At 60.3% G+C, this 26,341-nt stretch carries 24 protein-coding genes and 1 tRNA gene; 20 read left to right on the forward strand and 5 right to left on the reverse strand.

Annotation, left to right across the window (positions count from 1 at the left end):
- The first annotated feature begins 123 nt into the window (after nucleotides 1-123).
- From ACR0KW_RS20715 to ACR0KW_RS20765, 11 genes are all read left to right on the forward strand, one after another.
- The gene (locus ACR0KW_RS20715; protein ID WP_170444909.1) at nucleotides 124-651 is read left to right on the forward strand and encodes an ester cyclase; all 528 of its coding nucleotides are present in this window, start codon (nucleotides 124-126) and stop codon (nucleotides 649-651) included.
- Between the two features lie 14 nt (nucleotides 652-665).
- Nucleotides 666-1,997, forward strand: coding sequence for a histidinol dehydrogenase (gene hisD, locus ACR0KW_RS20720; protein WP_480806691.1), 1,332 nt, complete (start codon nucleotides 666-668; stop codon nucleotides 1,995-1,997).
- Nucleotides 1,994-3,046, forward strand: a complete 1,053-nt coding sequence (locus tag ACR0KW_RS20725) for an ester cyclase (protein ID WP_480806692.1) — start codon at nucleotides 1,994-1,996, stop codon at nucleotides 3,044-3,046. Before hisD ends, ACR0KW_RS20725 begins: the two co-directional genes overlap by 4 nt.
- Nucleotides 3,046-3,810 carry an SDR family NAD(P)-dependent oxidoreductase gene (locus tag ACR0KW_RS20730; protein ID WP_480806693.1) on the forward strand — a complete coding sequence of 255 codons (765 nt, stop codon included), beginning with the start codon at nucleotides 3,046-3,048 and terminating at the stop codon, nucleotides 3,808-3,810. Before ACR0KW_RS20725 ends, ACR0KW_RS20730 begins: the two co-directional genes overlap by 1 nt.
- Nucleotides 3,810-4,853, forward strand: a complete 1,044-nt coding sequence (locus tag ACR0KW_RS20735) for a LacI family DNA-binding transcriptional regulator (RefSeq protein ID WP_480806694.1) — start codon at nucleotides 3,810-3,812, stop codon at nucleotides 4,851-4,853. The genes ACR0KW_RS20730 and ACR0KW_RS20735 overlap by 1 nt, the downstream gene beginning before the upstream one ends.
- A complete protein-coding gene (locus ACR0KW_RS20740) occupies nucleotides 4,850-5,839 on the forward strand; it encodes a nuclear transport factor 2 family protein (RefSeq protein ID WP_480806695.1) in 990 nt (329 codons plus the stop codon). The genes ACR0KW_RS20735 and ACR0KW_RS20740 overlap by 4 nt, the downstream gene beginning before the upstream one ends.
- 154 nt (nucleotides 5,840-5,993) lie before the next feature.
- A complete protein-coding gene (locus tag ACR0KW_RS20745) occupies nucleotides 5,994-6,953 on the forward strand; it encodes a cupin domain-containing protein (protein ID WP_170326058.1) in 960 nt (319 codons plus the stop codon).
- Nucleotides 6,950-7,552 carry a class I SAM-dependent DNA methyltransferase gene (locus ACR0KW_RS20750; protein WP_480806696.1) on the forward strand — a complete coding sequence of 201 codons (603 nt, stop codon included), beginning with the start codon at nucleotides 6,950-6,952 and terminating at the stop codon, nucleotides 7,550-7,552. The genes ACR0KW_RS20745 and ACR0KW_RS20750 overlap by 4 nt, the downstream gene beginning before the upstream one ends.
- Nucleotides 7,553-7,562: 10 nt before the next feature.
- Nucleotides 7,563-8,687, forward strand: coding sequence for a cobalamin-independent methionine synthase II family protein (locus ACR0KW_RS20755; protein ID WP_480806697.1), 1,125 nt, complete (start codon nucleotides 7,563-7,565; stop codon nucleotides 8,685-8,687).
- Nucleotides 8,684-9,379: an alpha/beta fold hydrolase gene (locus tag ACR0KW_RS20760; protein WP_480806698.1), complete on the forward strand. Its 696-nt coding sequence runs from the start codon at nucleotides 8,684-8,686 to the stop codon at nucleotides 9,377-9,379. The genes ACR0KW_RS20755 and ACR0KW_RS20760 overlap by 4 nt, the downstream gene beginning before the upstream one ends.
- Entirely contained in the window at nucleotides 9,376-10,071 is a 696-nt protein-coding gene (locus ACR0KW_RS20765) for an RraA family protein (RefSeq protein ID WP_480806699.1), read from the forward strand. Before ACR0KW_RS20760 ends, ACR0KW_RS20765 begins: the two co-directional genes overlap by 4 nt.
- A gap of 52 nt (nucleotides 10,072-10,123) precedes the next feature.
- Here the strand turns inward: ACR0KW_RS20765 and ACR0KW_RS20770 are convergent, their stop codons facing one another.
- Together ACR0KW_RS20770 and ACR0KW_RS20775 are read right to left on the reverse strand one after the other, a co-directional pair.
- The gene (locus ACR0KW_RS20770; protein ID WP_480806700.1) at nucleotides 10,124-10,312 is read right to left on the reverse strand and encodes a hypothetical protein; all 189 of its coding nucleotides are present in this window, start codon (nucleotides 10,310-10,312) and stop codon (nucleotides 10,124-10,126) included.
- Nucleotides 10,313-10,761: 449 nt separating this feature from the next.
- A tRNA-Leu gene (locus tag ACR0KW_RS20775) sits at nucleotides 10,762-10,848 on the reverse strand.
- A 199-nt stretch (nucleotides 10,849-11,047) separates the two neighbouring features.
- Between ACR0KW_RS20775 and ACR0KW_RS20780 the strand changes: the two genes are divergently transcribed.
- Nucleotides 11,048-12,031: a complex I NDUFA9 subunit family protein gene (locus ACR0KW_RS20780; RefSeq protein WP_480806701.1), complete on the forward strand. Its 984-nt coding sequence runs from the start codon at nucleotides 11,048-11,050 to the stop codon at nucleotides 12,029-12,031.
- Here the strand turns inward: ACR0KW_RS20780 and ACR0KW_RS20785 are convergent, their stop codons facing one another.
- Complete coding sequence (locus ACR0KW_RS20785) at nucleotides 12,032-12,835, reverse strand: undecaprenyl-diphosphate phosphatase (protein ID WP_480806702.1); 804 nt, start codon at nucleotides 12,833-12,835, stop codon at nucleotides 12,032-12,034.
- A gap of 230 nt (nucleotides 12,836-13,065) precedes the next feature.
- Between ACR0KW_RS20785 and ACR0KW_RS20790 the strand changes: the two genes are divergently transcribed.
- From ACR0KW_RS20790 to ACR0KW_RS20825, 8 genes are all read left to right on the forward strand, one after another.
- Complete coding sequence (locus ACR0KW_RS20790; protein ID WP_480806703.1) at nucleotides 13,066-14,499, forward strand: NAD(P)-dependent oxidoreductase; 1,434 nt, start codon at nucleotides 13,066-13,068, stop codon at nucleotides 14,497-14,499.
- 28 nt (nucleotides 14,500-14,527) lie between these two features.
- Nucleotides 14,528-14,962, forward strand: a complete 435-nt coding sequence (locus ACR0KW_RS20795) for a GFA family protein (protein ID WP_480806704.1) — start codon at nucleotides 14,528-14,530, stop codon at nucleotides 14,960-14,962.
- Nucleotides 14,959-19,491: a glutamate synthase large subunit gene (gene gltB, locus ACR0KW_RS20800; protein ID WP_480806705.1), complete on the forward strand. Its 4,533-nt coding sequence runs from the start codon at nucleotides 14,959-14,961 to the stop codon at nucleotides 19,489-19,491. The genes ACR0KW_RS20795 and gltB overlap by 4 nt, the downstream gene beginning before the upstream one ends.
- Nucleotides 19,492-19,677: 186 nt before the next feature.
- Nucleotides 19,678-20,592 (forward strand): Hint domain-containing protein, encoded by a 915-nt coding sequence (locus tag ACR0KW_RS20805; protein WP_480806706.1) that lies wholly within the window; start codon nucleotides 19,678-19,680, stop codon nucleotides 20,590-20,592.
- A gap of 39 nt (nucleotides 20,593-20,631) precedes the next feature.
- Nucleotides 20,632-21,366 carry a monofunctional biosynthetic peptidoglycan transglycosylase gene (mtgA, locus tag ACR0KW_RS20810; protein ID WP_480806707.1) on the forward strand — a complete coding sequence of 245 codons (735 nt, stop codon included), beginning with the start codon at nucleotides 20,632-20,634 and terminating at the stop codon, nucleotides 21,364-21,366.
- A gap of 59 nt (nucleotides 21,367-21,425) precedes the next feature.
- Nucleotides 21,426-22,091 (forward strand): FtsZ-binding protein FzlA, encoded by a 666-nt coding sequence (fzlA, locus tag ACR0KW_RS20815; RefSeq protein WP_170404562.1) that lies wholly within the window; start codon nucleotides 21,426-21,428, stop codon nucleotides 22,089-22,091.
- 68 nt (nucleotides 22,092-22,159) lie between these two features.
- Nucleotides 22,160-23,197 carry a tRNA epoxyqueuosine(34) reductase QueG gene (gene queG / locus ACR0KW_RS20820; RefSeq protein ID WP_480806708.1) on the forward strand — a complete coding sequence of 346 codons (1,038 nt, stop codon included), beginning with the start codon at nucleotides 22,160-22,162 and terminating at the stop codon, nucleotides 23,195-23,197.
- A 72-nt stretch (nucleotides 23,198-23,269) separates the two neighbouring features.
- Nucleotides 23,270-25,273 carry a hydantoinase/oxoprolinase N-terminal domain-containing protein gene (locus tag ACR0KW_RS20825; RefSeq protein ID WP_480806709.1) on the forward strand — a complete coding sequence of 668 codons (2,004 nt, stop codon included), beginning with the start codon at nucleotides 23,270-23,272 and terminating at the stop codon, nucleotides 25,271-25,273.
- Nucleotides 25,274-25,293: 20 nt separating this feature from the next.
- Here ACR0KW_RS20825 and msrA read toward each other — a convergent pair whose 3' ends face one another.
- A complete protein-coding gene (gene msrA, locus ACR0KW_RS20830) occupies nucleotides 25,294-25,803 on the reverse strand; it encodes a peptide-methionine (S)-S-oxide reductase MsrA (protein ID WP_480806710.1) in 510 nt (169 codons plus the stop codon).
- Entirely contained in the window at nucleotides 25,800-26,249 is a 450-nt protein-coding gene (gene msrB, locus ACR0KW_RS20835) for a peptide-methionine (R)-S-oxide reductase MsrB (RefSeq protein WP_170326041.1), read from the reverse strand. The genes msrA and msrB overlap by 4 nt, the downstream gene beginning before the upstream one ends.
- Between the last annotated feature and the right edge of the window lie 92 nt (nucleotides 26,250-26,341).

Here is a 26,341-nt window from a genome sequence, read left to right on the forward strand (position 1 = left end):
GCAGTCGGTCGCGCAACAGCGCAGTATCGCGCCATCCGGCGCTGAACAGGATGCCGAGGGACTTTTTGTGATGGCGGGTCAGTGACCCCCTCACACACTCTTGCGATCTGAAAGGATAGAAAAATGAAAGGTTCCCGTCCCGAACAAGCGGTCCTGACCCGCGACACGGACATGAGCAAAACCGAAGACACCCGCCGCGTGATCGAAACTATGGTTGATGGTCTGAACGACCACCGTATTGACGACATCGGCGAGTTCTTCTCGGAAGGGTTCCGTTGGCTGGGCAACCAGGGCTGTGGCACCAAGACAGGTCTGAAAGAGTTTCAGGACAACTGGCAGCGCCCGTTTCAGGCTGCGTTCTCGGACAAGACCTGCATTGATGAGGCCCGCCTGTACATGGGTGAATGGGCTGCGGCGTTCGGTCGTCAGGAAGCCACCCACTCCGGCGAGTTTCTGGGCATTGCGCCCACCGGCAAGCGGGTCGAGATCCGCTACATGGACTTCTGGAAAGTGGTCGATGGCAAGATTGTCGACAACTGGGTGAATGTCGACTTCGCCCATGTCGCCGCACAACTGGGTGTCGATATCTTCAACGGTGAAGGCTGGGAAGCCTATGACCGTGGTGAGAAAACAGCTCCTCGTCCTGAATAAAAAGGGTTTAGACAATGGCAATTGAGTATCTCAAACGCGGTAAGTCTGACGCCGATCGGGCAGAGGATGACGCCAAGACCCGCGCCGTGGTGGAAGCCACTCTGAAAGACATCGAAACCCGTGGCGATGCCGCCGTACGCGCGCTGAGCGAGAAGTTCGACAACTACTCGCCCGCCTCGTTCCGGCTGTCGCAGCAAGAGATCGACGACCTGATCGGTCAGCTGACCGAGCGCGAGCTGGCAGACATCAAGTTCGCGCAGGAACAAGTGCGCAACTTCGCGCAGGCGCAACGCGACTCGATGCTGGATATCGAGGTCGAAACCCTGCCGGGTGTTATCCTGGGTCACAAGAACATCCCCGTTCAGTCGGTTGGCTGCTATGTCCCCGGCGGCAAATTTCCGATGGTGGCCTCGGCGCATATGTCCGTGGCCACGGCCTCGGTCGCCGGTGTTCCGCGCATCATCGCCTGCACCCCTCCGTTCAACGGCAAGCCCAATGCGGCTGTGATTGCTGCGATGCATCTGGGCGGCGCGCATGAGATTTATGTCATGGGCGGCATTCAGGCCATCGGCGCCATGGCGATCGGAACCGAGACCATCGACCCGGTTCACATGCTGGTTGGCCCCGGTAATGCGTTCGTTGCTGAAGCCAAGCGCCAGCTGTTCGGCCGCGTGGGTATCGACCTGTTCGCCGGTCCGACCGAAACCATGGTCATCGCCGATGAAACCGCAGCCGATGCCGAGCTGTGCGCCACCGACCTGCTGGGTCAGGCCGAGCATGGCTATAACAGCCCCTGCGTTCTGCTGACGAACTCGCGCAAACTGGCCGAGGAAACTCTGGCCGAGGTTGACCGTATTCTGGGCATTCTGCCGACGGCCGGCACCGCCAAAGTGTCTTGGGATGAGTATGGCGAAGTGATCGTTTGCGACACCTATGACGAGATGTTGCAGGTCGCCGACGACATCGCGTCCGAGCACGTTCAGGTCATGACTGACCGCGACGACTGGTTCCTTGAGAACATGACTTGCTATGGCGCGCTGTTCCTTGGTCCGCGCACCAATGTTTCCAACGGGGACAAGGTGATCGGCACCAACCACACGCTGCCCACCAAGAAAGCGGGCCGGTATACCGGTGGTCTGTGGGTTGGTAAATACCTGAAGACGCACAGCTATCAGAAGGTTTTGACCGATGAGGCAGCGACGCTGATTGGCGAATATGGCTCGCGCCTGTGTATGCTCGAAGGCTTTGTTGGCCACGCCGAGCAGTGCAACGTTCGTGTGCGTCGCTATGGCGGGATCAACGTGCCCTATGGTGAGCCCGCGCCCTATAGGGACGCCGCTGAATGAGTGACACGCACACACATCACAAATCGCTGATCGCGCCGCTTCGGGCGGCGATGTACGACTTCAGCGAGGACGGTGTGCGCAGGGCGCTGGCAGATGTCAGCGCCCCTGACGCTGTTTACAGGCTGTGCCATCCCTTTGGCGACAGCACCGGCAGCGACGGCTATTACGACACCGCCTACAAAGACCTGCTGTCGGCCTGGCCTGATCTGGAACGCCGCGACTATATCGTCATGGCTGGCCCGGATGAACATGGCGCCGATTGGGTCGGATGTGGCGGTTACTACACCGGCACCCTCACCGGGCCGTGGTTGGATATCCCCCCCACTGGTCATCAGGTGACCATGCGGTTCCACGAATTCTACCGTTTTGAAGACGGCAAAGTGGTCGAGATGCAGGCCCTGTGGGACATCCCCGAGGTAATGATGCAGGCGAATGCCTGGCCGATGGCGCCCAGCCTGGGTCGCGAATGGCATGTGCCCGGACCGGCGACGCAGGACGGTTTCGTGCCGGGCCCCTATGATGCGGCCAAGGGGCAGGCGGCCTGCCAGCACATCATCGACATGCTTGAACACCTCAAGAAGCACCCCTCGCAGGGTGGGCCGGAGGTGATGGAGTCCGAGCGGTTCTGGCATCCGCGCATGAATTGGTACGGCCCGGCGGGCATCGGTACTGGGCGCGGGTTTTCCGGGTTCCGCAACTGGCACCAGATTCCGTTCCTCAACGGCATGCCGGATCGTGGGCAATATATCGACGACATCTCCTATCACTTCTTCGGGGATGGTGATTATGCCGCCGTGACCGGCTGGCCCAACATGATCCAGACCGTGACCCATGATGGCTGGATGGGGATCGCGCCCTCGGGCAAGCGGATCACCATGCGAAGCCTCGATTTCTGGCGGGTGGAGAACGGCAAGATCCGCGAAAACTGGGTACTGGTCGATCTTCTGGACGCGTATCGTCAGCTTGGCGTTGACGTTTTCGCCCGACTGCGGGAATTCAATAAGGCCCGCAACATGGGGCGTATCAATATCCCGGATGGAATGAGCTGATGAGTGATCTGCCCCGCACCCCTTCGTTTTCCTTGGCGGGCAAGACCGCCCTTGTCACCGGCGCGTCCTCGGGCATCGGGCAGGGTTGTGCCGTAGCTCTGGCCGAAGCGGGAGCGCATGTGGTCTGTGCCGCACGTGGGGCGGATCGTCTGAATGAAACGGTTACCGCATTTCAGGCGCAAGGCTGGTCGGCCGAGGCCGCCGTGGTGGATCAGGGCGATCTTGAGGCGCTGCGCGGTCTGTTCGACGGCCGTGTCTTTGATGTGGTGGTGAACTCGGCCGGAACCGCGCGTCATGGTCCGGCAATTGAGACCTCGCCCGAAGATTTCGACGCGGTGACAAACGTCAACCTTCGCTCGGCCTATTTCCTGTCTTCCTACGCGGCCAAGGCGCTGATGGCGGCGGGCAAGCCGGGGTCGATCATCCATATCTCAAGCCAGATGGGTCATGTCGGCGGTGTCGACCGGGCGCTTTATTGCGCGACCAAGCACGGGCTTGAAGGCATGGTCAAAGCCATGGCGATCGAATGGGGCAAGCAGCGCATTCGCATCAACACCGTGTGCCCGACTTTCATCCGCACACCTTTGACCCAATCCACCTTCGACAATCCCGAACGGGCCGCGTGGATCATGGAAAAGATCAAGCTGGACCGGATCGGCGAGGTCGAGGATATCATGGGCGCGGTGACCTACCTGGCTTCGGATGCCTCAGCGCTGGTTACGGGCACTTCAATGCTGATTGACGGAGGATGGACGGCAGACTGATGGCTGAAAAAGTCACCTCTCTTCAAGTTGCTCAACTGGCCGGTGTCAGCCAATCGGCGGTCAGCCGGGTGTTTACGCCGGGCGCGTCGGTCAGCAAGAAGACCGAGGAAAAGGTTCGCAAGGCCGCGGCCAAGCTTGGCTATCGCCCCAATGTTCTGGCCCGCGCAATGGTGTCGGGGAAAAGCCGGATCATCGGTTTGGTGGTCGGGTATCTGGACAATTACTTCTACCCTGAAGCACTTGAAAAGCTCTCGAACGCTTTGCAGGAAAAGGGCTATCACGTCCTGATCTTCATGGCCTCACGGACGGCCGGAAATATAGAAGACGTGATGGCGGAAATCCTCGACTATCAGGTGGATGGCGTCATTCTGGCCTCGGTCGCGATGTCGTCGGAAATTGCGACACGATGCCAGCAGGCCGGTGTACCTGTTGTGCTGTTCAACCGCAGTCAGGATATCGAAGGCATCACCTCGGTCACGTCTGACAACTTTGTAGGCGGGCGCAAGGTGGCCGAGTTTCTTTTGGCCGGTGGGCACGAGCGCATCGGCTATATTGCCGGCTGGCAGGGCGCCTCGACCCAGCGCGACCGCGAGGCAGGATTTCGCGCCGGGTTGAATGAAGCCGACCAAAATCTCTTTGCGCATGAGGTCGGTGACTTTCACACGGAAACGGCCCGTGCGGCGGCGCGGCGTATGTTTGACGTCGCGCCCAATATGCGTCCGGATGCGGTGTTGGTAGCCAACGACCACATGGCGCTGGCGGTGATGGATGTGATCCGCTTTGAGCTGGGCCTGCGCGTGCCCGAGGACGTGTCGGTCGTGGGATATGATGATGTGCCGCCCGCGTCATGGCCTGCCTATAACCTGACAACGATCCGGCAACGCGCCAATCTCATGGTATCGGAAACCGTTTCAGCATTGCTTGAACATATCGACACCCCGGCAACGGCGAAGTCGCGCAAAGTGGCCATAGACGGGCCATTGGTCGTGCGAACATCGGCCCGGTTGCCCAAAGGGTGGCCCCCGCAAAGGACAGAGACATGAAGGGCTTTGACGCTAAGTTTCGGGACTTTCCCGACTATATCATCGGCATCACCAAAGAGATCTGGGAAGACCGGGGGATTTCCACCCTGCACGAGTATTACGCACCGGATATCGTGGTGCGGATGCCCGGCAGCGTGTCGACCGGCAATCAGGGCGTGATCGGCGCGACAATGGCCACGCTGGCCGAATTCCCCGACCGCACCCTTCTGGGCGAGGATGTGATCTGGTCCGGCACGCCCGAAGACGGGATGCTGTCGAGCCACCGCATCATGTCCACGGCCACCCATCTGGGTGACGGCATGTTCGGTCAGGCGACCGGCGCTAAGCTGCGCTATCGCATTCTGGCCGACTGTCATGCGCGCAATAACGCCATCGATGACGAATGGCTAATCCGCGATAACGGCGCGGTGGTGCGTCAGATGGGCTGGGACCCGAAGGATTTCACCCGTGATCTGATCGCGCGTGAAGGCGGGCCGGAAAGCTGCGTCAAACCGCTAACCCCGGCAATTGATGTCGCAGGCCCTTACAAGGGCCGCGGAAACGACAATGAATGGGGACAGCGCCATGCCGATCTGCTGACCCGGATGATGGGCGCGGATATGGGCGCGGTCGAGCGTGAATATGACCGCGCGGTTCAGACCGAATATCCCGGCGGCGCAAGCGGCCATGGGCGCGATCCGGTTGACCGGTTCTGGATGTCCCTGCGTGCGGCAATGCCCAATGCGACCTTCACCATTCATCACCAGATCGGGCGCGATGATCCGAACATGCCGCCCCGGTCCGCCATCCGTTGGAGTCTACACGGCAAGCATGACGGCTGGGGTGCGTTTGGCATTCCGACCGGGGCCGAGCTGTATGTTCTGGGCATCAGCCACGCCGAATGGGGTGAGTTGATCGGCGGTGACATCAAGCTGCGCCGTGAATGGACCCTGTTCGACGAAACTTCAGTCTGGAAGCAGATTATCCTGGCGACCGGGGACGCGTGATGCCCTTGGTGCCTGCCCCTCTGGATACCAGTGAAGGGACTCGGCGGTATCATTGCCACCGGGCCTCTTTACGGGCCAAGCGGTTGAACAACCGACCTCCCGGGGCAGCGGGCTAACCCGCCTGTTGCAACATCAAACCCGTTAGGAGACCAAAATGAGCACCATCCAAGAACGCATCGTCCGCTATGGCGAGCTGCAACCCTGCAAAACCGCCTTTATCGACGCCCACACCCCGGGCAGCGATCAGAAAGAGAACTTTACCATCGTCGGCGGTGGCGTATCGGAATCCCCCGATCAGCACGTCCACATCACCGACAAGATCGGCTTCAACATCGGCGCGGCAGGGCAACCTCCGAAATGCCGCAACTCGCTGCACAGCCACACCACGGCCGAAGTGTTCTTCGTCGCCAAGGGCCGCTGGCGGTTCTTCTGGGGCCGTTATGGTACGGCGGGTGAGTTCATTGCCGAAGAAGGTGATATCTTCAACATCCCCACAGGTATCTTCCGCGGATTCGAGAACGTGGGCGACGACTACGGCATGATCATGTCGATCCTCGGCGGCGACGATGCCGGTGGCGGCGTGACATGGGCACCGCAGGTGATCGAAGACGCACAGGCGCACGGTCTGATGTTGGGCGACAATGGTGTGCTGTATGACAGCAAAAAGGGTCAGGAACTGCCGCACAACGTGCGCCCGATGCCTCTGCTGACCGAGGAAGAGCTGAAAGCCTACCCCGAGGTGCCGGTAGATGCCGTGATCGGCAAATACGTGGCGCGCTATTGGGACCTGATGGCGCTGGCGGCGGACAAACCCGCGCTGGTGATTGGTGAGACCGGTCTCATCAAGGATAAACCGGGCTTTGAGGTTGACTTCCTGACGCGTGGTTCGGCCCAGAATGATGCGGTCAAAGCCGAGAAGCCCGTGGTTCTGATGCCGGCCAGCGGTCACTGGCGGATCACCGTCGATGGCTATTCGACTACATTGTCCAACGGCGATACTGCGGTAGTGATGCCGGGTGAGACCTATACCGTTGCACCGTCGATGACCGGTCAGGCGGGTTTGTACCGTATCACGGCCACCGACGATCCCGCCGGTGCGACCTGGGTCGGATGACCGTCGATCCCGACGATACCCATGCCGTCTATGAACGGCAGGCTAGGGCCTATGACGAGCAACGCTCGAAGGCCCTGTTCGAAGCGCGCTGGCTGGCGCGCTTCACCGCCAGCCTGAAACCCGGCGATCACGTGCTGGATCTGGGCTGCGGCACCGGGGAGCCCATCGCCCGCTGGTTCAAGGCCGAAGGGTTCACCGTTACCGGCGTCGATTTCTCAGAAGCCATGCTCGAGATCGCCCACAGCCGTTGGCCCGATGGCAACTGGTTGCAGGCAGACATGCGGGATTTCGAACTGGATCAGAGTTTTGATGGCATCATCGCCTGGAACAGCTTTTTCCACCTGACAGCTGACGAGCAGAAGGCCTGTATCGCCCGCATGGCGCGTCATTTGCGTCCAGGCGGGATGCTGATGCTGACCGTCGGCCCCAGCGCCGGAGAGGAGCAGGGAACCGTGGGCGGAGAGCTGGTCTATCACGCCTCTCTCTCGCCCGCAGCCTATGCCACCTGCCTAGAGGAAAACGGGATGATCCTGACCGGATTTCTGGCCAAAGACCCGGAAACCCAAAGCCACACCGTGCTGATGGCACGCAAGACATAACGGAGGTTCCATGACCGTAAAGACAACACATGTCGGGTCGCTGCCGCGCTCGCAAGAGGTGGTGGATTTCATCTTTGCCCGCGAACGCGAAGAACCTTTCAACCCCGCCGCTTTCGATGCGAGCATGGCCGCAGCCGTCTCCGAGACCGTGCGCAAACAGGTTGAGGCCGGGGTGGATATCGTCAGCGATGGCGAGACCTCAAAGATTTCCTACGCGACTTACGTCAAGGATCGCTATACCGGGTTTTCAGGTGACAGCCCGCGCAATGCCCCGGCCGATTTGAAGATGTTCCCCGGCTTTCTGCAGCGGCTGGCTGACGATGGCGGCACGCCGCAATATGCCCGGCCGCAATGCACCGGAGAGGTGCGCTCGAAAGGGCAGGGCGAGTTGGAGAAAGACATCGCCAACCTCAAGGCGGCGATGGCGCAGCACGGGGCCGAGCGCGGGTTCATGAACGCCGCGTCTCCGGGTGTGATTTCGCTGTTCCTGCAGAACGATTTCTATCCCACGCGTGAGGCGTATCTGGCCGCGCTGGCCGACGCGATGAAGGACGAATACGAAACCATTGTGGCCGCCGGGCTGGACCTGCAATTGGATTGTCCGGACCTTGCCCTGTCGCGCCACATGCTGTTCACCGATCTGTCCGACACGGAATTCGTCAAGATCGCCGATATGCATGTCGAGGCATTGAACCACGCGCTGCAGAACGTGCCGCAGGACCGCGTGCGCGTGCATATCTGCTGGGGCAATTACGAAGGTCCGCATTGCTGTGATATCGCCATGGACAAGGTGTTCACGACCCTGATGAACACAAAATCCCGCTATGTGCTGTTTGAAACCTCAAACCCGCGGCACGCGCATGAATGGACCGTGTTCTACGACCGCAAGGGTGAGATACCAGACGACAAGGTTCTGGTGCCCGGCGTTGTCGACACCACGACGAACTTTGTCGAACACCCCGAGTTGGTCGCGCAACGCATCACGCGTTTCACCGATATCGTCGGCGCGGGCCGTGTGATCGCGGGCAGTGATTGCGGTTTCGGCACATTTGCGGGCTTTGGTGCGGTCGACCCCGACATTGCTTATGCCAAGCTGTCCGCGCTGTCCGAGGGCGCGAAACTGGCCAACGCATGACGCCGCTGGTTCTATTGCCCGGCATGATGTGCGACGCGCGGCTGTATCAGCCGCAGATCGCCGCCCTGTCCGGGTCCAGGCCCTTACTGACTTTTCCGCTGGCGATGCAGGACAGCGTGCAGGCGATGGCCGCCGATATCCTGGCTAACACGCCGCCGGTCTTTGCGCTGGCAGGCCTGTCGATGGGCGGCATCGTCGCGATGGAGGTTGTGCGGCAAGCCCCTGACAGGGTCGAGCGGCTGGCCCTGCTGGACACCAACCCGCTGGCGGAAAAGCCCGAGGTCAAGGAACGGCGCGGCCCGCAAATGGAGGCCGTCCGCGAAGGGAAACTGCGGCAGGTGATGCGGGACGAGATGAAGCCCAACTATCTGGCCGATGGACCCAATCAGGGCGCCATTCTGGACCTGTGTATGGCGATGGCCGAGGATCTGGGCCCTGACGTGTTCCTACGCCAGTCTCGCGCCCTGATGGATCGTCCGGACCAGTCTGAAACCCTGAAAGCCTATGCCGGTTCATCGCTGGTTCTGTGCGGCCGCGAAGATGGCCTATGCCCGGTCGATCGACACCAGCTCATGCGCGATCTGCTGCCCAACAGCAGGTTTGAAGTCATCGAACAGGCCGGGCATCTGCCCACTCTGGAACAACCCAACGACACCACAGCGGCCCTGATCCGCTGGCTGGAGGCCAAATGACACCGTCCCTTCTGACCCTATTGCGCAAGGTCGACACCCCCACCGTCTGCAACGCCATCGAGGTGGCGCAGGGCAAGCGCGGGTTTGACGCGTTCACCCGCGGCACGATGCTGTGCTCGGCCCCGCCCGAGCCTGCGATCGTGGGCTATGCCCGCACCGCCAAGATTGCCGCGGTACACCCGCCGTCTGAGGCGCCAGAGGTCATCCGGGAGCGCCGCATGGCCTATTACAAATACATGGCCGAAGGCCCTGCGCCCTCGATCGCGGTGATCGAGGATGTCGATTTCCCCAACTGCATCGGCGCCTATTGGGGCGAGATCAACACCACCGTGCACAAAGGTTTCGGGATGTCGGGTGCCCTGACCAACGGCGTCATGCGCGACCTCGGCGATCTGCCTGAAGGCTTCCCTGTGGTTGCTGGGTCTGTCGGGCCCAGCCATGGCTTCGTTCATGTGCGCGAGATCGATACCCCGGTGTCTGTCTTTGGTCTGACGGTCAACCCCGGTGATCTGATCCACGCTGACCGCCATGGCGCGCTCGTGGTGCCGGAGGATGTTGTCGATCAGCTTGAGGCCGCGATCCAGAAACTACTGACGACCGAGCGCATCGTCCTTGATGCCGCCACCCAGCCGGGCTTTGATTTTCAGGCTTTTCAATCGGCCTGGGAAAAGTTCGAAAAATCGCGGGTCTGAAACAGTCCCAGGTCATGGAATGATGCCGGAGCGCTGGGAGACCCGTCGTGGGTTACTTGCGCCCGGTCGGAAGGTCGCCGCTTTTTTCTTCCAGAACGGTTTGGAACAATGCGGTCAGTTCGGATTTGTTGACCGGGGTAACCGTGTGGCCCTTTGCCGAAGCGGTTTCTTTGTCTTTTGAAGCGGTGCCCCGCACCGATCTGGCCGCTTTGAGGCGATTGAGAAATGTTCTGATCTGCACTGTCACTTTCCTCCAAAATCCCGGTCTTAAAAACTTGCCGCTGCGGACCTGATCCGAACCCACTGGTTCCGGGCTCGAGGATCGATGATCCGTGAGTGGTGATCCGCAGCGACAGGGGGCATTTACGCACCGTGTTTTTTCGAACAAGGGGGAAGAAATCGCTCTTTTGCGTCATTTTTTAACCGATCAGTCAAAAAATGATTTCAAACCTTACCTTTAGGTAAAGATGTTGAAGAAGCGGTTTACGTTCTGCGACGTCACGTCACTTTTGGAACCACCGCTGCCACTGCCCGCGCGGGTCTTTCCGGCCAGAAAAATTTGCCAGGATTCGAAAACCGGACCCATGGACCGCCTTCGGGGCAACATGATCTACAAAACCGAAGGACAAACCCCGCAGACAGCGGTGACTTCCGCGTATGCGGATTGGTCTCTTTACAATGTCGGGGATATGGTGCCCAGGAGAGGACTCGAACCTCCACGTCCATACGGACACTAGCACCTGAAGCTAGCGCGTCTACCAATTCCGCCACCTGGGCAGGTGTCGTGGAGCGGCGTTTAAGCCTACTGGCGGGGGGCGTCAACAAGATTCGGAAAGTTTTTTGAAAGTTTTTTGACCCACGCCTCAAACAGTCCGAAATCTGTCGGTTTTTTCCCGGACGCGCGGCGTTATTGCGCCTTGTTTGCCGGGGCTTTGGGCGGTAGATCGGATCAAGACCTATCAGCAGGAGCCCTCGCATGTCCAAACTGGTCACGATTTATGGCGGATCGGGATTTGTCGGTCGTTACATCGCACGTCGTCTGGCAAACGAAGGATGGCGCGTGCGGGTCGCGGTGCGCCGCCCGAACGAGGCGATGTTCGTCAAACCCTATGGTGTGGTCGGTCAGGTCGAGCCCATCCTGTGCAACATCCGCGATGATGCCTCGGTGGCTGCGGTCATGCACGGTGCCGATGCGGTAGTGAACTGCGTCGGAGTGCTTAACGAGCTGGGCAAGAACGCATTTGACGCGGTGCAGGCCGAAGGGGCTGAGCGGATCGCGCGGATCGCTGCTGAACAGGGCGTTGCGCGGATGGTACATATCTCGGCCATCGGCGCGGATGCCGACTCCAACAGCGAATATTCCCGCACCAAAGCGCAGGGTGAGGCTGGCGTGCTGGCGCATATGCCGAACTCGGTGATCCTGCGCCCGTCGGTGATTTTCGGGACCGAGGATCAGTTCTTTAACCGTTTTGCCGGCATGACCCGCATGGGGCCGTTCCTGCCTCTGGTCGGCGCGGAAACCAAGTTCCAGCCGGTTTATGTGGATGACGTGGCCAAAGCTGCCGTACAGGGCGTTCTGGGCCAAGCTGAGGCCGGTATCTATGAGCTGGGCGGGCCCGAGGTGAAATCCTTCCGCGCGCTGATGCAGCAGATGCTGGGGGTGATCCACCGTCGCCGTGTCATCATCGGCGTGCCGTTCTTTGCGGCCCGGATCATGGCGGGCGTTCTGGATATCGCGAAATTCGTCAGCTTTCAGCTGTTCCCGAACCACATCCTGACCCGCGACCAGCTGAAGAATCTGCGTCGCGACAATGTGGTGTCCGAGGGGGCCAAAGGCTTTGACGATCTGGGAATTGAGCCGGCCACTCTGGAATCGGTTCTGCCGGATTACCTGTGGAAGTTCCGCCCGGCCGGTCAGTATGACGACATCCAGAACTCGGCCGGCAACCTGCGGATCTGATCAGCTGTAGGCAATCACCAGCAGGATCGCGCCCAGAATGACACGATAGATGACATAGGGCGTGAAGCTGACACTGCGCAGAAGGCGCATCATCAGGGTCAGCGCCAGCAGGGCTGAGATAAAGGCGAAAAAGGCGGCTATCGCGCCGTCTTTGGCTAGCTGTGCATCCGCCTCCCGGATCACCTCTGCCGACAACAACACGCCCGAGGCCAGGATCGTCGGGATCGACATCAGCATTGCGATCCGTGCGCCGTCTTCGCGGCTGTACCCCAGCTGCCGCGCACCGGTGATGGTGATGCCCGACCGCGAGGTGCCGGGGATCAGCGCCAGAACCTGCCACAACCCCATGATCATGGCATCGCGCAAGCCCCAGTCGTTGGCTTGCTTGGTCTGCGGGCCTTTCTGGTCCATCCAGTACAGCACCAGCCCGAAACCCAGCATCGTCCAGCCAATCACTGCCATCGACCGCAAGGACTGACTGAGCCCGGTTTTGAACAGGATGGCACCGACGATGACGGTGGGAATCGTTGCGATGATCAGACTCATCGCCAGCCGGGCCTGAGGGGTGTCGACCCGTCCGGTCAAAGCGCGCGGCAGACCGGCAACAGCCTGTTTCACGTCCGACCAGAAGTACAGGATCACGGCCCCCAATGTACCCACATGCACGGCAACGTCGATGGCCAGCCCTTGATCGTTCAGGCCGGTCAGGCTGGGCAACAGGATCAGATGGCCCGAAGATGAGATCGGCAAAAATTCGGTGATACCCTGAATAATTGCCGCGAGAATCAGTTGAAAAAAACTCATTTAACCTGCCGTGCCGCCGTCACGTGTTCTTTGCGCGCAATGGGTATAAGTGTGGTGCCGAAAAGGAAAGCGCGTAAATAGGTCCGATTCGGAACTAAAAAACTGATTATTTTTCACAGATTTTGCGTCCCGGTCAAAATTTTTCCAATTTAGGTCAGCACAGTTGACTTTTCATCCGGAACTCTATCTCTTAAAGAGGCTCGACCAAGCCAATTCATGGAGTCTGACCCGTGGCCAAGCAACCGATGCTGAAATTTGTGCAGATCGACCGTGTCATGCCGGAAAAGCGTGCCGCCGATGTGCGCAAAGAAGACTTTGACGAAATTTACGCTGAGTACGCGTCGGCCAAAGCAGAAGAACAGGCCAGCCGCTGCAGCCAGTGCGGTGTGCCTTATTGTCAGTCCCATTGCCCACTTCACAATAACATCCCTGACTGGCTGCGCCTGACCGCAACCGGACGTCTGGAAGAGGCCTATGCGACCAGCCAGGCCACCAACACCTTCCCCGAGATTTGCGGCCGCATCTGCCCGCAGGACCGCCTGTGCGAAGGCAATTGCGTGATCGAACAGTCCGGCCACGGCACCGTCACCATTGGCACCATCGAGAAGTACATCACCGATACCGCCTGGGACAAAGGCTGGGTGAAACCGGTCGCTCCGGGTGCCGAGCGCAGCGAAAGCGTCGGTATCATCGGCGGTGGCCCCGGTGGTCTGTCCGCGGCGGACATGCTGCGACGCGCCGGTATTCAGGTTACTGTCTATGACCGCTATGACCGTGCTGGTGGTCTGCTGATGTACGGTATCCCGGGCTTCAAGCTGGAAAAGGACATCGTTCAGCGCCGCAATGACCTGCTGGCCGATGGCGGGGTTGAATTCGTTCTGAACTGCGACGTAGACGCCGAAAAGTTTGCAGAAATCCGCGCCAAGCATGACGCCGTGATCATCGCAACCGGTGTCTACAAGTCGCGTGACCTGTCGATGCCGGGCAGCGGTCTGAATGGCATTGAAAAGGCGATCGACTTCCTAACTGCCTCGAACCGCAAAAGCTTTGGTGATGCCGTTGAAGATTTCGACAATGGCCGCCTGAATGCCGACGGCAAGAAGGTTGTCGTGATCGGCGGCGGTGACACCGCGATGGACTGCGTGCGCACCTCGATCCGTCAGGGTGCGACCTCGGTCAAATGCCTGTATCGCCGCGACCGCGCCAACATGCCGGGTTCGCAGCGTGAGACTCAGAACGCCGAGGAAGAAGGCGTGATTTTCGAATGGCTCAGCGCGCCCAAAGGCTTTACCGGCGACGACAAAGTCTCGGGCGTGATGGTGCAGAAGATGCGTCTGGGTCAGCCCGATGCGTCTGGCCGTCAGGCACCCGAAGTGATCGAAGGTGCGGATTACGTTGAAGAGGCCGATCTGGTGATCAAGGCGCTGGGTTTCGAGCCCGAAGACCTGCCCACCCTGTTCGGCCAGCCCGACCTGCCCGTGACCCGTTGGGGCACCGTCAAGGCGGCGTTCCAGACCGGTGAGACCGAGATGGACGGCGTCTATGCCATCGGCGACATCGTACGCGGTGCCTCGCTGGTGGTCTGGGCGATCCGTGACGGCCGTGATTGCGCCGATGCGATCATCGACCGGTTCAATGCCAAGGCTGCCATCGCAGCCGAGTAACCCAACGCCCAGCGACAGGAGGGTTCGAATGCCCGAATTGCAAGGCCAATGCATGTGTGGCGCGGTCACCGTGACCGCAACCCCAGCGAAGGACTCGCTGGGCGCATGCCATTGCGACCAATGCCGTCGCTGGACCAGCTCGATGCTGGTGACGTTTCAGGCCGAGCCCGGCTATGCCGCTTTGGGCCCGGTTAAGACCTTCACCTCGTCCGAATGGGCTGAGCGTGCCTTCTGCGCCGAATGCGGCTCGGCCCTTTGGTACCGGGTCACCGCACCGGGCGAGATGCACGGACACACTGAAATGGCAGCGGGCCTGTTCGAAGACACAGGAAACCCGCTGCAACTGGAACTTTTTATCGACAAAAAGCCCGACGGGTACGCGTTCGCAGGCGAACGCAAGCAGATGACCAAATCCGAGGTCGAAGCCATGTTTGCCCAGCCGGAAGAAGGAGACAGCCAATGACCAAATATGATGCCGATTGGGTGCGGGCCGAGGAAGCCAAGCGCAAATGGATGGCGGAAAACGGTCTCTATTCCGAGGAAGAAGAGCATTCTTCCTGCGGTGTGGGCCTTGTTGTATCCGTTGACGGCAAGCCGTCGCGCAAGGTTGTGGATGCCGGGATCGATGCGCTCAAAGCGATCTGGCACCGCGGTGCTGTGGACGCTGACGGTAAAACTGGTGACGGCGCGGGTATCCACGTGCAGATCCCGGTCCCCTTCTTCTATGATCAGATCCGCCGCACCGGCCACGAGCCCAATATGGATGAGCTGATCGCGGTTGGTCAGGTCTTCCTGCCTCGCACCGATTTTGGTGCACAGGAAAGCTGCCGTACCATCGTGGAAACCGAAGTTCTGCGCATGGGCTATTACATCTATGGCTGGCGCCATGTGCCGGTCGATGTCACCTGCCTGGGCGAAAAGGCAAACGCGACCCGTCCCGAGATCGAGCAGATTCTGATCTCGAATTCCAAGGGCGTGGATGAAGAAACGTTCGAGCGCGAGCTGTATGTCATCCGCCGTCGCATCGAAAAGGCCGCCAATGCTGCGGGTATTTCGGGCCTGTATCTGGCGTCGCTGTCCTGCCGCTCGATCATCTACAAGGGTATGATGCTGGCCGAGCAGGTCGCCGTCTTCTACCCGGACCTGATGGACGAACGCTTTGAATCGGCGTTTGCGATCTATCACCAGCGCTATTCGACCAACACCTTCCCGCAATGGTGGCTGGCACAGCCGTTCCGCATGTTGGCCCACAATGGTGAGATCAACACGCTGAAGGGCAACATCAACTGGATGAAGAGCCATGAGATCCGCATGGCGTCCTCGACCTTTGGCGACTATGCCGATGACATCAAGCCGATCATCGCCGGTGGTTCGTCGGACTCGGCCGCATTGGACTCGGTATTCGAGGTTCTGGTGCGTGCGGGCCGCTCGGCCCCCATGGCGAAAACCATGCTGGTGCCGGAAAGCTGGTCCAAGCAGGCGGTTGAACTGCCGCAGGCGTGGCGTGACATGTATTCCTACTGTAACTCGGTAATGGAGCCGTGGGACGGCCCCGCCGCGCTGGCCATGACCGATGGCCGCTGGGTTTGCGCCGGTCTGGACCGGAACGGTCTGCGTCCGATGCGCTATGTGGTGACTGGCGATGGTCTGGTCATCGCAGGGTCCGAGGCTGGCATGGTGCCTATTGATGAGGCATCGGTGACGGAAAAAGGCGCGCTGGGTCCGGGTCAGATGCTGGCCGTGGACATGAAGCGTGGCAAGCTCTACCGCGACACCCAGATCAAGGACAAGCTGGCACGCGCGCTGCCGTTCGGCGAGTGGGTCGGCAAGATCAACGATCTGGATGACACGCTGGGCGAATTGGTCGAGGCGCCGATCTTCTCGGGTGAAGAGCTGCGCAAGCGTCAGATCGCGGCGGGCTATTCGATTGAGGAACTGGAACAGATCCTCGCGCCGATGGCCGAGGACGGCAAGGAATCGATTGCTTCGATGGGCGATGATACCCCGTCGGCGGTTTTGTCCAAGCAATACCGCCCGCTGAGCCATTTCTTCCGCCAGAACTTCAGCCAGGTGACCAACCCGCCGATCGACAGCTTGCGCGAATACCGCGTGATGTCGCTGAAAACGCGGTTCGGCAACCTCAAGAACGTGCTGGACGAAGACAGCAGCCAGACCGAGATCATCGTGCTGGAAAGTCCCTTTGTCGGCAACGCACAGTGGGACAAGCTGGCCGAGAACTTTAACTCTCCGCTGGCCGAGATCGACTGTAGCTTTGAACCCGGCCGGGGTGCACTGAGCGCCGCTTTGGCCCGCGTTAGAGCCGAAGCAGAAGAGGCCGTGCGCTCGGGCGCGGGGCATCTGGTGCTGTCCGACATGAACTCGGGCGAGGGCCGCGTGGCGATGCCGATGATTCTGGCGACCAGTGCGGTTCATTCACACCTGACCCGTCAGGGGCTGCGGACCTTCTGCTCCTTGAACGTGCGCTCGGCGGAATGCGTTGACCCGCATTACTTTGCTGTGCTGATCGGCTGTGGTGCCACCGTTGTGAACGCCTATCTGGCCGAAGATTCGCTGGCCGACCGCATTGATCGCGGCCTGCTGGACGGTACCCTGACCGAAAACGTGGCCCGTTTCCGTGAAGCCATTGACCAGGGTCTTTTGAAGATCATGGCCAAGATGGGCATCTCGGTGATTTCGTCCTATCGCGGCGGTCTGAACTTTGAGGCCGTGGGCCTCAGCCGCGCAATGGTGGCTGAATACTTCCCGGGCATGACCAGCCGGATTTCCGGTATCGGTGTCACCGGTATTCAGACCAAGGCCGAGGAAATCCACGCCAAGGCCTGGACCAGCGGTCTGGATGTGCTGCCCATCGGTGGCTTCTACAAAGCGCGGAAATCGGGTGAGACCCACGCGTGGGAAGCAACCTCGATGCACATGATGCAGATGGCCTGTAACCGCGCCTCCTATGAGCTGTGGAAGCAGTATTCGGCCAAGATGCAGTCGAACCCGCCGATCCACCTGCGCGACCTGATGGACTTCAAACCGCTGGGCAAGCCGGTGCCGATTGAAGAGGTCGAATCGATCACCTCGATCCGCAAACGCTTTGTCACGCCAGGCATGTCGCTGGGCGCGCTGTCACCCGAGGCGCATAAGACGCTGAACGTGGCGATGAACCGGATCGGTGCAAAATCCGACTCGGGTGAAGGTGGTGAAGATCCGGCGCATTTCGTGCCGGAGCCCAATGGCGACAACCCGTCGGCCAAGATCAAGCAGGTGGCCTCAGGCCGGTTCGGCGTGACCGCCGAATACCTGAATCAGTGCGAAGAGCTGGAGATCAAGGTGGCCCAGGGTGCGAAACCCGGTGAGGGTGGTCAGTTGCCGGGCATGAAGGTCACCGACCTGATCGCGCGTCTGCGACACTCGACCAAGGGCGTGACCCTGATTTCGCCACCGCCGCACCACGATATCTATTCGATCGAGGATCTGGCTCAGCTGATCTATGACCTGAAACAGATCAACCCGCGCTGCAAAGTGACGGTCAAGCTTGTGGCGTCCTCGGGCGTTGGCACAATTGCTGCCGGTGTGGCCAAGGCCAAGGCGGATATCATCCTGATTTCGGGCCACAATGGCGGTACGGGCGCGTCGCCCGCGACCTCGATCAAATATGCAGGTCTTCCGTGGGAGATGGGCTTGACCGAGGCGCATCAGGTTCTGGCGATGAACAACCTGCGGGATCGTGTGACCCTGCGGACCGATGGTGGCCTGCGCACCGGTCGTGACATTGTCATGGCCGCGATGATGGGGGCCGAGGAATACGGTATCGGCACCGCCGCCCTGATCGCGATGGGCTGTATCATGGTGCGCCAGTGCCAGTCGAACACCTGCCCCGTTGGCGTGTGTACGCAGGACGAAGACCTGCGCGCCAAGTTCAGCGGCAGCGCGGACAAGGTCGTCAACCTGATCACTTTTTATGCGCAGGAAGTACGCGAGCTGCTGGCCAGCCTGGGTGCACGCTCGATTGACGAAATCATCGGTCGTGCCGATCTGCTGGCGCAGGTCAGCCGTGGTTCGGCACATCTGGACGATCTGGACCTGAACCCGCTGCTGATCACCGTCGATGGCGCTCAGGACATCGTCTATAACCGTGACAAGGATCGCAATGTGGTGCCGGATACTCTGGACGCCGAAATTGTTCGCGATGCAGCGCGGTTCCTGAAGGATGGTGAAAAGATGCAGCTGTCCTACGCGGTGCAGAACACGCACCGGACCGTGGGCACCCGCGTTTCCAGCCATATCGTGCAGAATTTCGGGATGCGGAACACGTTCCAGTCCGACCACCTGCATGTGAAGCTGCAGGGCTCGGCCGGCCAGTCGCTGGGGGCCTTTGCCGCGCCGGGTCTGAAACTGGAAGTTTCGGGTGATGCCAACGACTATGTTGGCAAGGGTCTGTCGGGCGGCATGATCGTCGTGCGCCCGCCGCAGGTCAGCCCGTTGAAGGCGGATGACAACACCATCATCGGCAATACCGTCCTGTACGGTGCCACCGATGGGTACCTGTTCGCCGCCGGCCGCGCCGGTGAGCGGTTCGCGGTGCGGAACTCGGGCGCCACGGTGGTGATCGAGGGCTGTGGCTCGAATGGGTGTGAATACATGACCGGCGGTGTTGCGGTGATCCTGGGTGATATCGGTGCCAACTTTGGTGCGGGCATGACGGGCGGTATGGCTTATCTGTACGACCCCGAAGGCAAGGCCGAAAAGCTGATGAACATGGAAACGCTGGTGACCTGCCCGGTGACCGTCGACCATTGGGAAGAGCAGCTGAAAACGCTAATCGAAACCCATCAGGCCGAAACCTTCAGCCGTAAGGCCGCCGACATCCTGCAGCATTGGGATGTTGAAAAAGCCAACTTCCTGCAGGTCTGCCCGAAAGAGATGCTGAACAAGCTCAGCCATCCTCTGGCCAACGAGGCCGAAGCGGTTCCGGCTGAATAAACGGCCAACAAAGCCCTGAACACAGAAACCCGCGTGTCACCTGAAACACGCGGGTTTTTTCGATTTCGGACAATTTAACCAAGTTTATTGCGTTTTTGCGCCGTTCGCGCCTAGCTATGGACATAGTTTCTTCGGGATTTGCAGGGACACTGCTGTCCAACGTGACGAGTAGGCAGGAGCAGACACATGCCAACGACCTATACAGACCAATTCTTTGACATGGACCCTGCGAACCCGCCTGCAGCGGGAACAACGCTGACGGTGCAGCAATATGATCTGGTGGATCAGAACGACGATGGTGATATCGATCGGTTCAACAACGATACTGTCAATGGTGTGGATGTGGTCCGGTCGTGGCCTGGGGACACGGTGACGATCAATGTGCCGGGCGAGGGAGAAATAACCTATATCGGTACGACTTTTTACCTTGCGGATGGAACGCGGGTTTTCACCCCGACTGATGGTAAGGTGTTGCAAGAAGGTACTTTGGTTTCGACCACTTTCGTAAACACGCAGGGGCCGCTGGACGTTGACTCATTAGGCCCGCCTTGTTTCACACCCGGCACCATGATCGAAACGCCTGACGGGCAGCGCCGAGTCGAAGACCTGCAGCCAGGGGACATGATCACCACTGTTGATCACGGTGCGCAGCCTTTGCTGTGGGTTGGCAAAACCCGTGTCGAGGCGCACGGCAAACTGGCGCCAATCCGGTTCGAGGCCGGGGTTTTGGGTCTGGATCGCCCCCTTACGGTTTCACCACAGCACCGGATGCTGGTCGCGGATTGGCGCGCGCCCTACCACTTTGGCCAATCCGAAGTGCTGATCGCCGCGCATTGTCTGGTCAATGACGACACGGTAACTCGTGTCGAAAGCGATGAGATCGAATATATCCACCTGCTGTTCTCGCGGCATGAGATCGTCATTGCAAATGGGGCGAAAAGCGAAAGCTATTATCCGGGACACGCGGTGACCCAGTCAGACCGTGACACACAGGTCGAAGTGCTGCGCCTGTTCCCGGAACTGCGTGACCGCAATTCGGTGATGCCGGAAACCGCGCGCCCGGTCATCCGCCCGCGTGAGGCGCGCGCGCTGGCGATTTAAACCGTTTCAAACCCAAGCGCCGCGTCGTATAGCAAGCACATGGCACAAAAAGCAGCGCGCAAATCGAGCAGTAAGAAAAGCAAGGCGTCAAAAGCAAAGAAACCAACCACATTGCGGATTCGCCGTTGGGTGACTCGGGTTGTGTTGGGAGCGGTTGCCTTTGTAGTCGGGCTGGTGGCGCTCTATTCTGTGGTGAACCCGCCAGTAACCCATACGATCTGGTCCGAATGGCGCCGATTGGGCAAAGTCGAGCGGGATTGGGTTCCGATCGAAGAGATATCTCCCGTTATGGCGCGTTCGGTCGTGGCGGCCGAGGATGCCAATTTCTGCCTGCATTGGGGTTTTGACGTCGAAGCGATCCGTGATGCGCTGGAAAACGGCGGAACGCGCGGAGCGTCGACCATCACACAGCAGGTGGTGAAGAACGTGTTCCTGTGGCAGGGCCGAAGCTGGGTACGCAAGGCGCTGGAAACCTCGATCACACCGGTTGTCGAGATTTTCTGGAGCAAGCAGCGCATTCTCGAGGTCTATCTGAACGTCGCCGAAACCGGGCAGGGCGTGTTCGGGGTTGAGGCCGCTGCTCAGCGCAATTTCAGCGTACCGGCGTCCCGGTTGAGCCCGGTGCAGGCCGCGCGGATCGCGGCGATCCTGCCCTCGCCCCGCAATCGGTCGGTCACTGACCCCTCGGTGCGCACACGCCGGCGGGCTGCGTCGATCCTGGACGGGGCGGCCACCATCCGCGCAGATGGTCGCGCGGATTGTTTCGAGGATTGAAACTCATCACCCCTCAAGGCTAAAGCTGATGGGGTATTCACTGGTTCGATTGGAAGCCCATGGCGCGTCTGTTTCACGTTCCCCTGTCCCCGTATTGCCGCAAAGTCCGCCTGTCCCTGGCGGAAAAGAAGATCGAGGTTGAGCTGGTCGAGGAACGATACTGGGAGAAAGACCCGGATTTCCTGCGCCGCAACCCCGCCGGTAAAGTGCCGGTTCTGCGTCTGGACGGGCGTGTGATGTCGGAAAGCGCCGCCATTTGCGAATATATCGAAGAGACGCGCCCTGAACCCCCGCTAATGCCGAAAACGCCCGAGGCCCGCTACGAAGTGCGGCGTCTGGTGGGGTGGTTCGATGACAAGTTTCATCACGAGGTGACCTCGAAACTGTTGTATGAGCGGGTGAACAAGAAGGTCACCGGCGAGGGCTATCCGGACAGCAAGAACGTCAAGGAAGGTGCGCGGGCGATCAAATACCATCTGGATTACATGGCCTGGTTGCTGGATCATCGGCGCTGGCTGGCGGGCGATCAGATGACCTTGGCGGATTTCGCCGCTGCGGCGCACCTGTCAGCGCTGGACTATATCTCGGATGTGGATTGGAACCGGTCTCAGGCGGTCAAGGATTGGTACGCCAAGATCAAGTCGCGGCCAGCGTTTCGATCGATTCTGGCGGATCAGGTGCCGGGGTTCCGGCCGCCGCTGCATTACGCGGATCTTGATTTTTGATAGGGTAGAGGGGGGCTGTCTGACACCATCGCGCAACTGCGCGATTCCCCCGAGGATATTATAGCCAGATGAAGAGCGGACCGGGTTTGAAGGACAAGTTGGTGGCGCAGGCGCTGAGCGAAGGGTTTGTGTCCTGTCGTGTGTGTCGGCCATGGGATGTGCCAGAAGTTCCGGCCCGGTTAGAGGCGTTTCTGCAGGCCGGATATCACGGTCAGATGGGCTGGATGGCCGAGCGGACCCATTGGCGCGGTGATCCGGCGGCCCTCTGGCCCGAAGCACGGTCGGTGATCATGCTGGCCGAAAGCTACACTCCGGACCATGACCCGACCGAGGTGCTGGATCACCCGGACAAGGCGGCGATCTCGGTTTATGCGCAGAACAAGGATTACCATGATCTGGTCAAGAAACGGCTGAAGCGGCTGGCACGCTGGCTGATCGCCGAGGCGGGCGGCGAGGTGAAGGTCTTTGTCGATACGGCTCCTGTGCCAGAAAAGGCGTTGGGCTATGCTGCCGGGCTGGGTTGGCAGGGAAAACACACCAATCTGGTCAGCCGGGATTGGGGGAATTGGGCCTTTATAGGGTCTGTTTTCACCACTTTGGATTTGCCATCAGACATGGCCGAGGTGGACCATTGCGGTTCGTGCCGGGCCTGTCTGGATGCCTGTCCGACCGATGCCTTTCCGGCCCCTTACCAGTTGGATGCAACGCGCTGCATTTCCTATCTGACCATCGAGCACAAAGGCCCGGTGGACGAAGAGTTGCGTGGTAAGCTCGGCAACCGGATATACGGCTGCGACGATTGTTTGGCGGCTTGCCCGTGGAACAAGTTTGCGGTTGCGGCCAGTGATTTACGCTATGCCGCCCGGGATGATCTGAAAGCACCTGCTCTGGTAGAACTGGCCGTGCTGGATGATGCGGCGTTTCGCGCGAAGTTTTCAGGATCGCCGGTCAAACGCATCGGGCGGGATCGGTTTGTGCGCAATGTGCTCTATGCCATCGGAAACTCGGGAAGGGCCGAGCTCCGGCCCGTCGCGCAGGGTTTGACGGATGATCCGGACCCCACTGTTGCTGACGCCGCGCGCTGGGCGGTGCAACGATTGCCATAAGTGCCGCAAACAGGCTGGACGTGTCGGTCCAAACCGCTAAACCCATCCGCAGCGAACAGGAAGGAGAACCCGATGGCGTTGGCTTTGGGGGTGGATACGGGCGGAACCTACACGGATGCGGTGCTGATCCGGGATGAGCGTGAGGTTATCGCCTCGGCAAAGTCCCTGACCACGCGGGCAGATCTGGCGATTGGCGTGGGCAAGGCGATTCAGGCGGTTCTGGATGCGGCGCAGGTGGCGCCGAAGCAGATTTCGATGGCGTCGCTGTCGACCACCTTGGCGACAAATGCGCTGGTCGAAGGGCAGGGCGGGCGCGTCGCGCTGATCTATATCGGGTTCAAGGACGGCGATCTGGACAAGCACGGGCTGCGGGATGCGTTGAAAGGTGATCCGGCGCTGGTTGTCGGGGGTGGTCACACCCATGCCGGCGGCGAAGCTGCACCGCTGGATGTGGCGGCGCTTGAGGCGTTTTTAGACTCTCACAAAGGCATTTCGGGTTTTGCCATTGCGGCGCAGTTCGCCACACGAAATCCGGCGCATGAGCTGGAGGTGGCGCGGATCATTGCGGAAAAGACGGGCGCTCCGGTTACATGTTCGCATCACTTGTCAGCCAAGCTGAATGGACCCAAGAGGGCAGTGACCGCGGTGCTGAATGCCCGTCTGATCGGGATGATCGACCGGCTGATCGGGCGCGCGCAGGACCGGTTGCTGGAATTGGGTATCACTGCGCCGATGATGGTCGTGCGTGGGGATGGTGCCCTGATGAGCGCCGAGCAGGCGCGTGAACGGCCGATTGAAACCATCCTCAGCGGCCCGGCGGCCTCGATTGTCGGGGCAAGCTGGCTGACGGGCACCGAGAATGCCCTTGTGTCGGATATCGGAGGCACGACCACCGATGTGGCGCTGATCCGCGACGGCAAGCCTGCGATTGATCCCGCTGGCGCGCAGGTCGGTGGCTTCCGCACCATGGTCGAGGCGGTCGCGATGCGCACCCACGGTCTGGGCGGCGACAGTCAGGTGCACGTAATGACCGAAGGGCTGGGTGGCGGCGTGTTTCTGGGGCCGCGGCGGGTGCTGCCCGTTTCGCTGATCGCATCTGAGGCGCCCGAGGCTGTTCATGCCGTGTTGGATACGCAACTGCGGGCGACAACGGTAGGCGAGCATGACACCCGCTTTGCACGCCGTGTTCCCGGCATTCACGCCGAGGGGTTGGGCGCGCGGGAAGAGGATCTGCTGGAGCGGCTGGGTGACAAGGTCCTGCCGCTCAGTGATCTCCTGCGAACCCGAATGGAAAATGGGGCCCTGGCGCGTTTGGTTGATCGCGGAATCGTTCAGGTCTCGGGCGTGACGCCATCGGATGCCAGCCATGTTCTGGGTCGGTTGGACGCGTGGGATGCGGATGCCGCCCACAAGGCACTGGAACTGATCGCGCGCAAACGGGTTGGCACCGGTGACAGATTGGCCAAGACGCCGGAAGAGCTGGCACAGATCATAGTCGATCAACTGACCGAACAAACCACATTGACCTTGTTAGAGACTGCTTTTGCGGAAGAAGCCGAGGCGTTTGGTGTGCCTTCCGCCGAATTGGCGCGGCATGTTCTGACGCAAAAGGGCCTGTCCGGCCATCGCGGCCTGTTGGCACTGGATACGATGTTGAACGTCGATGTGGTTGGCCTCGGGGCATCGGCACCCAGTTACTACCCTGCGGTGGGTGAGCGTCTGCGCTGTCGTATGATCCTGCCGGAACATGCGGGCGTGGCCAATGCCATCGGTGCTGTGGTGGGCCGCCTGACCCTGCGCAGAACTGGCACAGTCACTTCTCCGTCCGAGGGCCGGTTCAGGGTGCACCTTGAAGACGGACCGCAGGATTTCAACGAATCCAGCGCGGCGCTGGAATTGCTGGAATCCGTGCTACGGGCCGAGGCCGAGGGTGCCGTGCGTCAGGCCGGGGCCGAGGATATCCGGGTCGTGGTTGACCGGGATATCCGAACCGCAAGGATTGAGGCGCAGGACGTGTTTGTCGAGGCCACGGTCACCGTCGAGGCCAGCGGCCGCCCGCGGGTGGCGACAGGGTAGCCCCCGCAGGGGCCACGCCCTTATTCAGCCGCGTCGCGTTTGGGCAGAACCCAATCGGGGCGCGGGAAGTGGCACGTGTAGCCGTTCGGAATGCGCTCGAGGTAATCCTGATGCTCGGGCTCGGCCTCCCAGAAGTCACCGACGGGTTCCAGTTCGGTCACCACTTTGCCAGGCCAGATGCCGCTGGCGTTCACATCGGCAATCGTATCCTCAGCTACCTGTTTCTGGGCGTCATCCACATAGTAGATGGCCGAGCGGTAGCTCATGCCGCGATCATTGCCCTGACGGTTCAGCGTTGTTGGATCGTGAATCTGAAAGAAGAACTCCAGCAGATCGCGATAGGTGATTTTGGAGGGGTCGAAAAAGATCTCGATCCCTTCGGCATGGGTGCCGTGGTTGCGATAGGTGGCGTTGGGAACGTCACCGCCGGTATAGCCGACGCGGGTGCCCGACACGCCCGGCAGTTTGCGGATCAGGTCCTGCATCCCCCAGAAGCAGCCCCCGGCCAGTACGGCGCGTTCTTCGGTCATTGAATATCCTCCACATGGATCAGGTATTCGCCATAGCCTTCGGCCTCCATCTCGTCGCGATGGATAAACCGCAGCGCGGCAGAGTTGATGCAATAGCGCAGCCCGCCATGTTCGCGCGGACCATCCGGGAAGACATGTCCCAGATGGCTGTCGCCGTGTTTCGAGCGGACCTCGGTGCGGATCATACCATGGGTGGAGTCGTGAAACTCTTCCACATGTTCATGGATGATCGGTTTGGTGAAACTGGGCCAGCCGCAGCCGGATTCGTATTTGTGGGTCGAGGCGAACAGCGGCTCGCCCGAGACGATGTCCACATAAATCCCCGGTTCCTTGTTGCCTAAATATTTGCCGGTGCCCGGACGCTCGGTCCCGCTGCGCTGAGTGACGTGGAACTCTTCGGGGGACAGGGCGGCGATGGCCTCGGGGTCTTTGGTATAACGGGTCATGGCTCCTCCGGTCGTTTTTCTTGTGGCATAATCTGGGGGCAGGGGCGGGGAAATCAAAGCCCTATTTCAGCGGCCTCGCGCGTTCGTGCGGG

The sequence above is a fragment of the Ruegeria sp. CG11 genome, from assembly GCF_056537245.1.

What these genes read in the sequence shown, in the direction of transcription:
- ACR0KW_RS20730 (WP_480806693.1), top strand. Translation starts at nt 3,046, where the DNA reads ATGAGTGATCTGCCCCGCACCCCTTCGTTTTCCTTGGCGGGCAAGACC.
- ACR0KW_RS20740 (WP_480806695.1), top strand. Translation starts at nt 4,850, where the DNA reads ATGAAGGGCTTTGACGCTAAGTTTCGGGACTTTCCCGACTATATCATC.
- ACR0KW_RS20780 (WP_480806701.1), top strand. Translation starts at nt 11,048, where the DNA reads ATGTCCAAACTGGTCACGATTTATGGCGGATCGGGATTTGTCGGTCGT.
- ACR0KW_RS20825 (WP_480806709.1), top strand. Translation starts at nt 23,270, where the DNA reads ATGGCGTTGGCTTTGGGGGTGGATACGGGCGGAACCTACACGGATGCG.
- ACR0KW_RS20805 (WP_480806706.1), top strand. Translation starts at nt 19,678, where the DNA reads ATGCCAACGACCTATACAGACCAATTCTTTGACATGGACCCTGCGAAC.
- msrA (WP_480806710.1), bottom strand. Translation starts at nt 25,803, where the DNA reads ATGACCGAAGAACGCGCCGTACTGGCCGGGGGCTGCTTCTGGGGGATG.
- ACR0KW_RS20760 (WP_480806698.1), top strand. Translation starts at nt 8,684, where the DNA reads ATGACGCCGCTGGTTCTATTGCCCGGCATGATGTGCGACGCGCGGCTG.
- mtgA (WP_480806707.1), top strand. Translation starts at nt 20,632, where the DNA reads ATGGCACAAAAAGCAGCGCGCAAATCGAGCAGTAAGAAAAGCAAGGCG.
- gltB (WP_480806705.1), top strand. Translation starts at nt 14,959, where the DNA reads ATGACCAAATATGATGCCGATTGGGTGCGGGCCGAGGAAGCCAAGCGC.
- msrB (WP_170326041.1), bottom strand. Translation starts at nt 26,249, where the DNA reads ATGACCCGTTATACCAAAGACCCCGAGGCCATCGCCGCCCTGTCCCCC.
- ACR0KW_RS20725 (WP_480806692.1), top strand. Translation starts at nt 1,994, where the DNA reads ATGAGTGACACGCACACACATCACAAATCGCTGATCGCGCCGCTTCGG.
- ACR0KW_RS20765 (WP_480806699.1), top strand. Translation starts at nt 9,376, where the DNA reads ATGACACCGTCCCTTCTGACCCTATTGCGCAAGGTCGACACCCCCACC.
- queG (WP_480806708.1), top strand. Translation starts at nt 22,160, where the DNA reads ATGAAGAGCGGACCGGGTTTGAAGGACAAGTTGGTGGCGCAGGCGCTG.
- ACR0KW_RS20795 (WP_480806704.1), top strand. Translation starts at nt 14,528, where the DNA reads ATGCCCGAATTGCAAGGCCAATGCATGTGTGGCGCGGTCACCGTGACC.
- ACR0KW_RS20755 (WP_480806697.1), top strand. Translation starts at nt 7,563, where the DNA reads ATGACCGTAAAGACAACACATGTCGGGTCGCTGCCGCGCTCGCAAGAG.
- ACR0KW_RS20750 (WP_480806696.1), top strand. Translation starts at nt 6,950, where the DNA reads ATGACCGTCGATCCCGACGATACCCATGCCGTCTATGAACGGCAGGCT.
- ACR0KW_RS20745 (WP_170326058.1), top strand. Translation starts at nt 5,994, where the DNA reads ATGAGCACCATCCAAGAACGCATCGTCCGCTATGGCGAGCTGCAACCC.
- ACR0KW_RS20715 (WP_170444909.1), top strand. Translation starts at nt 124, where the DNA reads ATGAAAGGTTCCCGTCCCGAACAAGCGGTCCTGACCCGCGACACGGAC.
- ACR0KW_RS20735 (WP_480806694.1), top strand. Translation starts at nt 3,810, where the DNA reads ATGGCTGAAAAAGTCACCTCTCTTCAAGTTGCTCAACTGGCCGGTGTC.
- ACR0KW_RS20785 (WP_480806702.1), bottom strand. Translation starts at nt 12,835, where the DNA reads ATGAGTTTTTTTCAACTGATTCTCGCGGCAATTATTCAGGGTATCACC.
- hisD (WP_480806691.1), top strand. Translation starts at nt 666, where the DNA reads ATGGCAATTGAGTATCTCAAACGCGGTAAGTCTGACGCCGATCGGGCA.
- fzlA (WP_170404562.1), top strand. Translation starts at nt 21,426, where the DNA reads ATGGCGCGTCTGTTTCACGTTCCCCTGTCCCCGTATTGCCGCAAAGTC.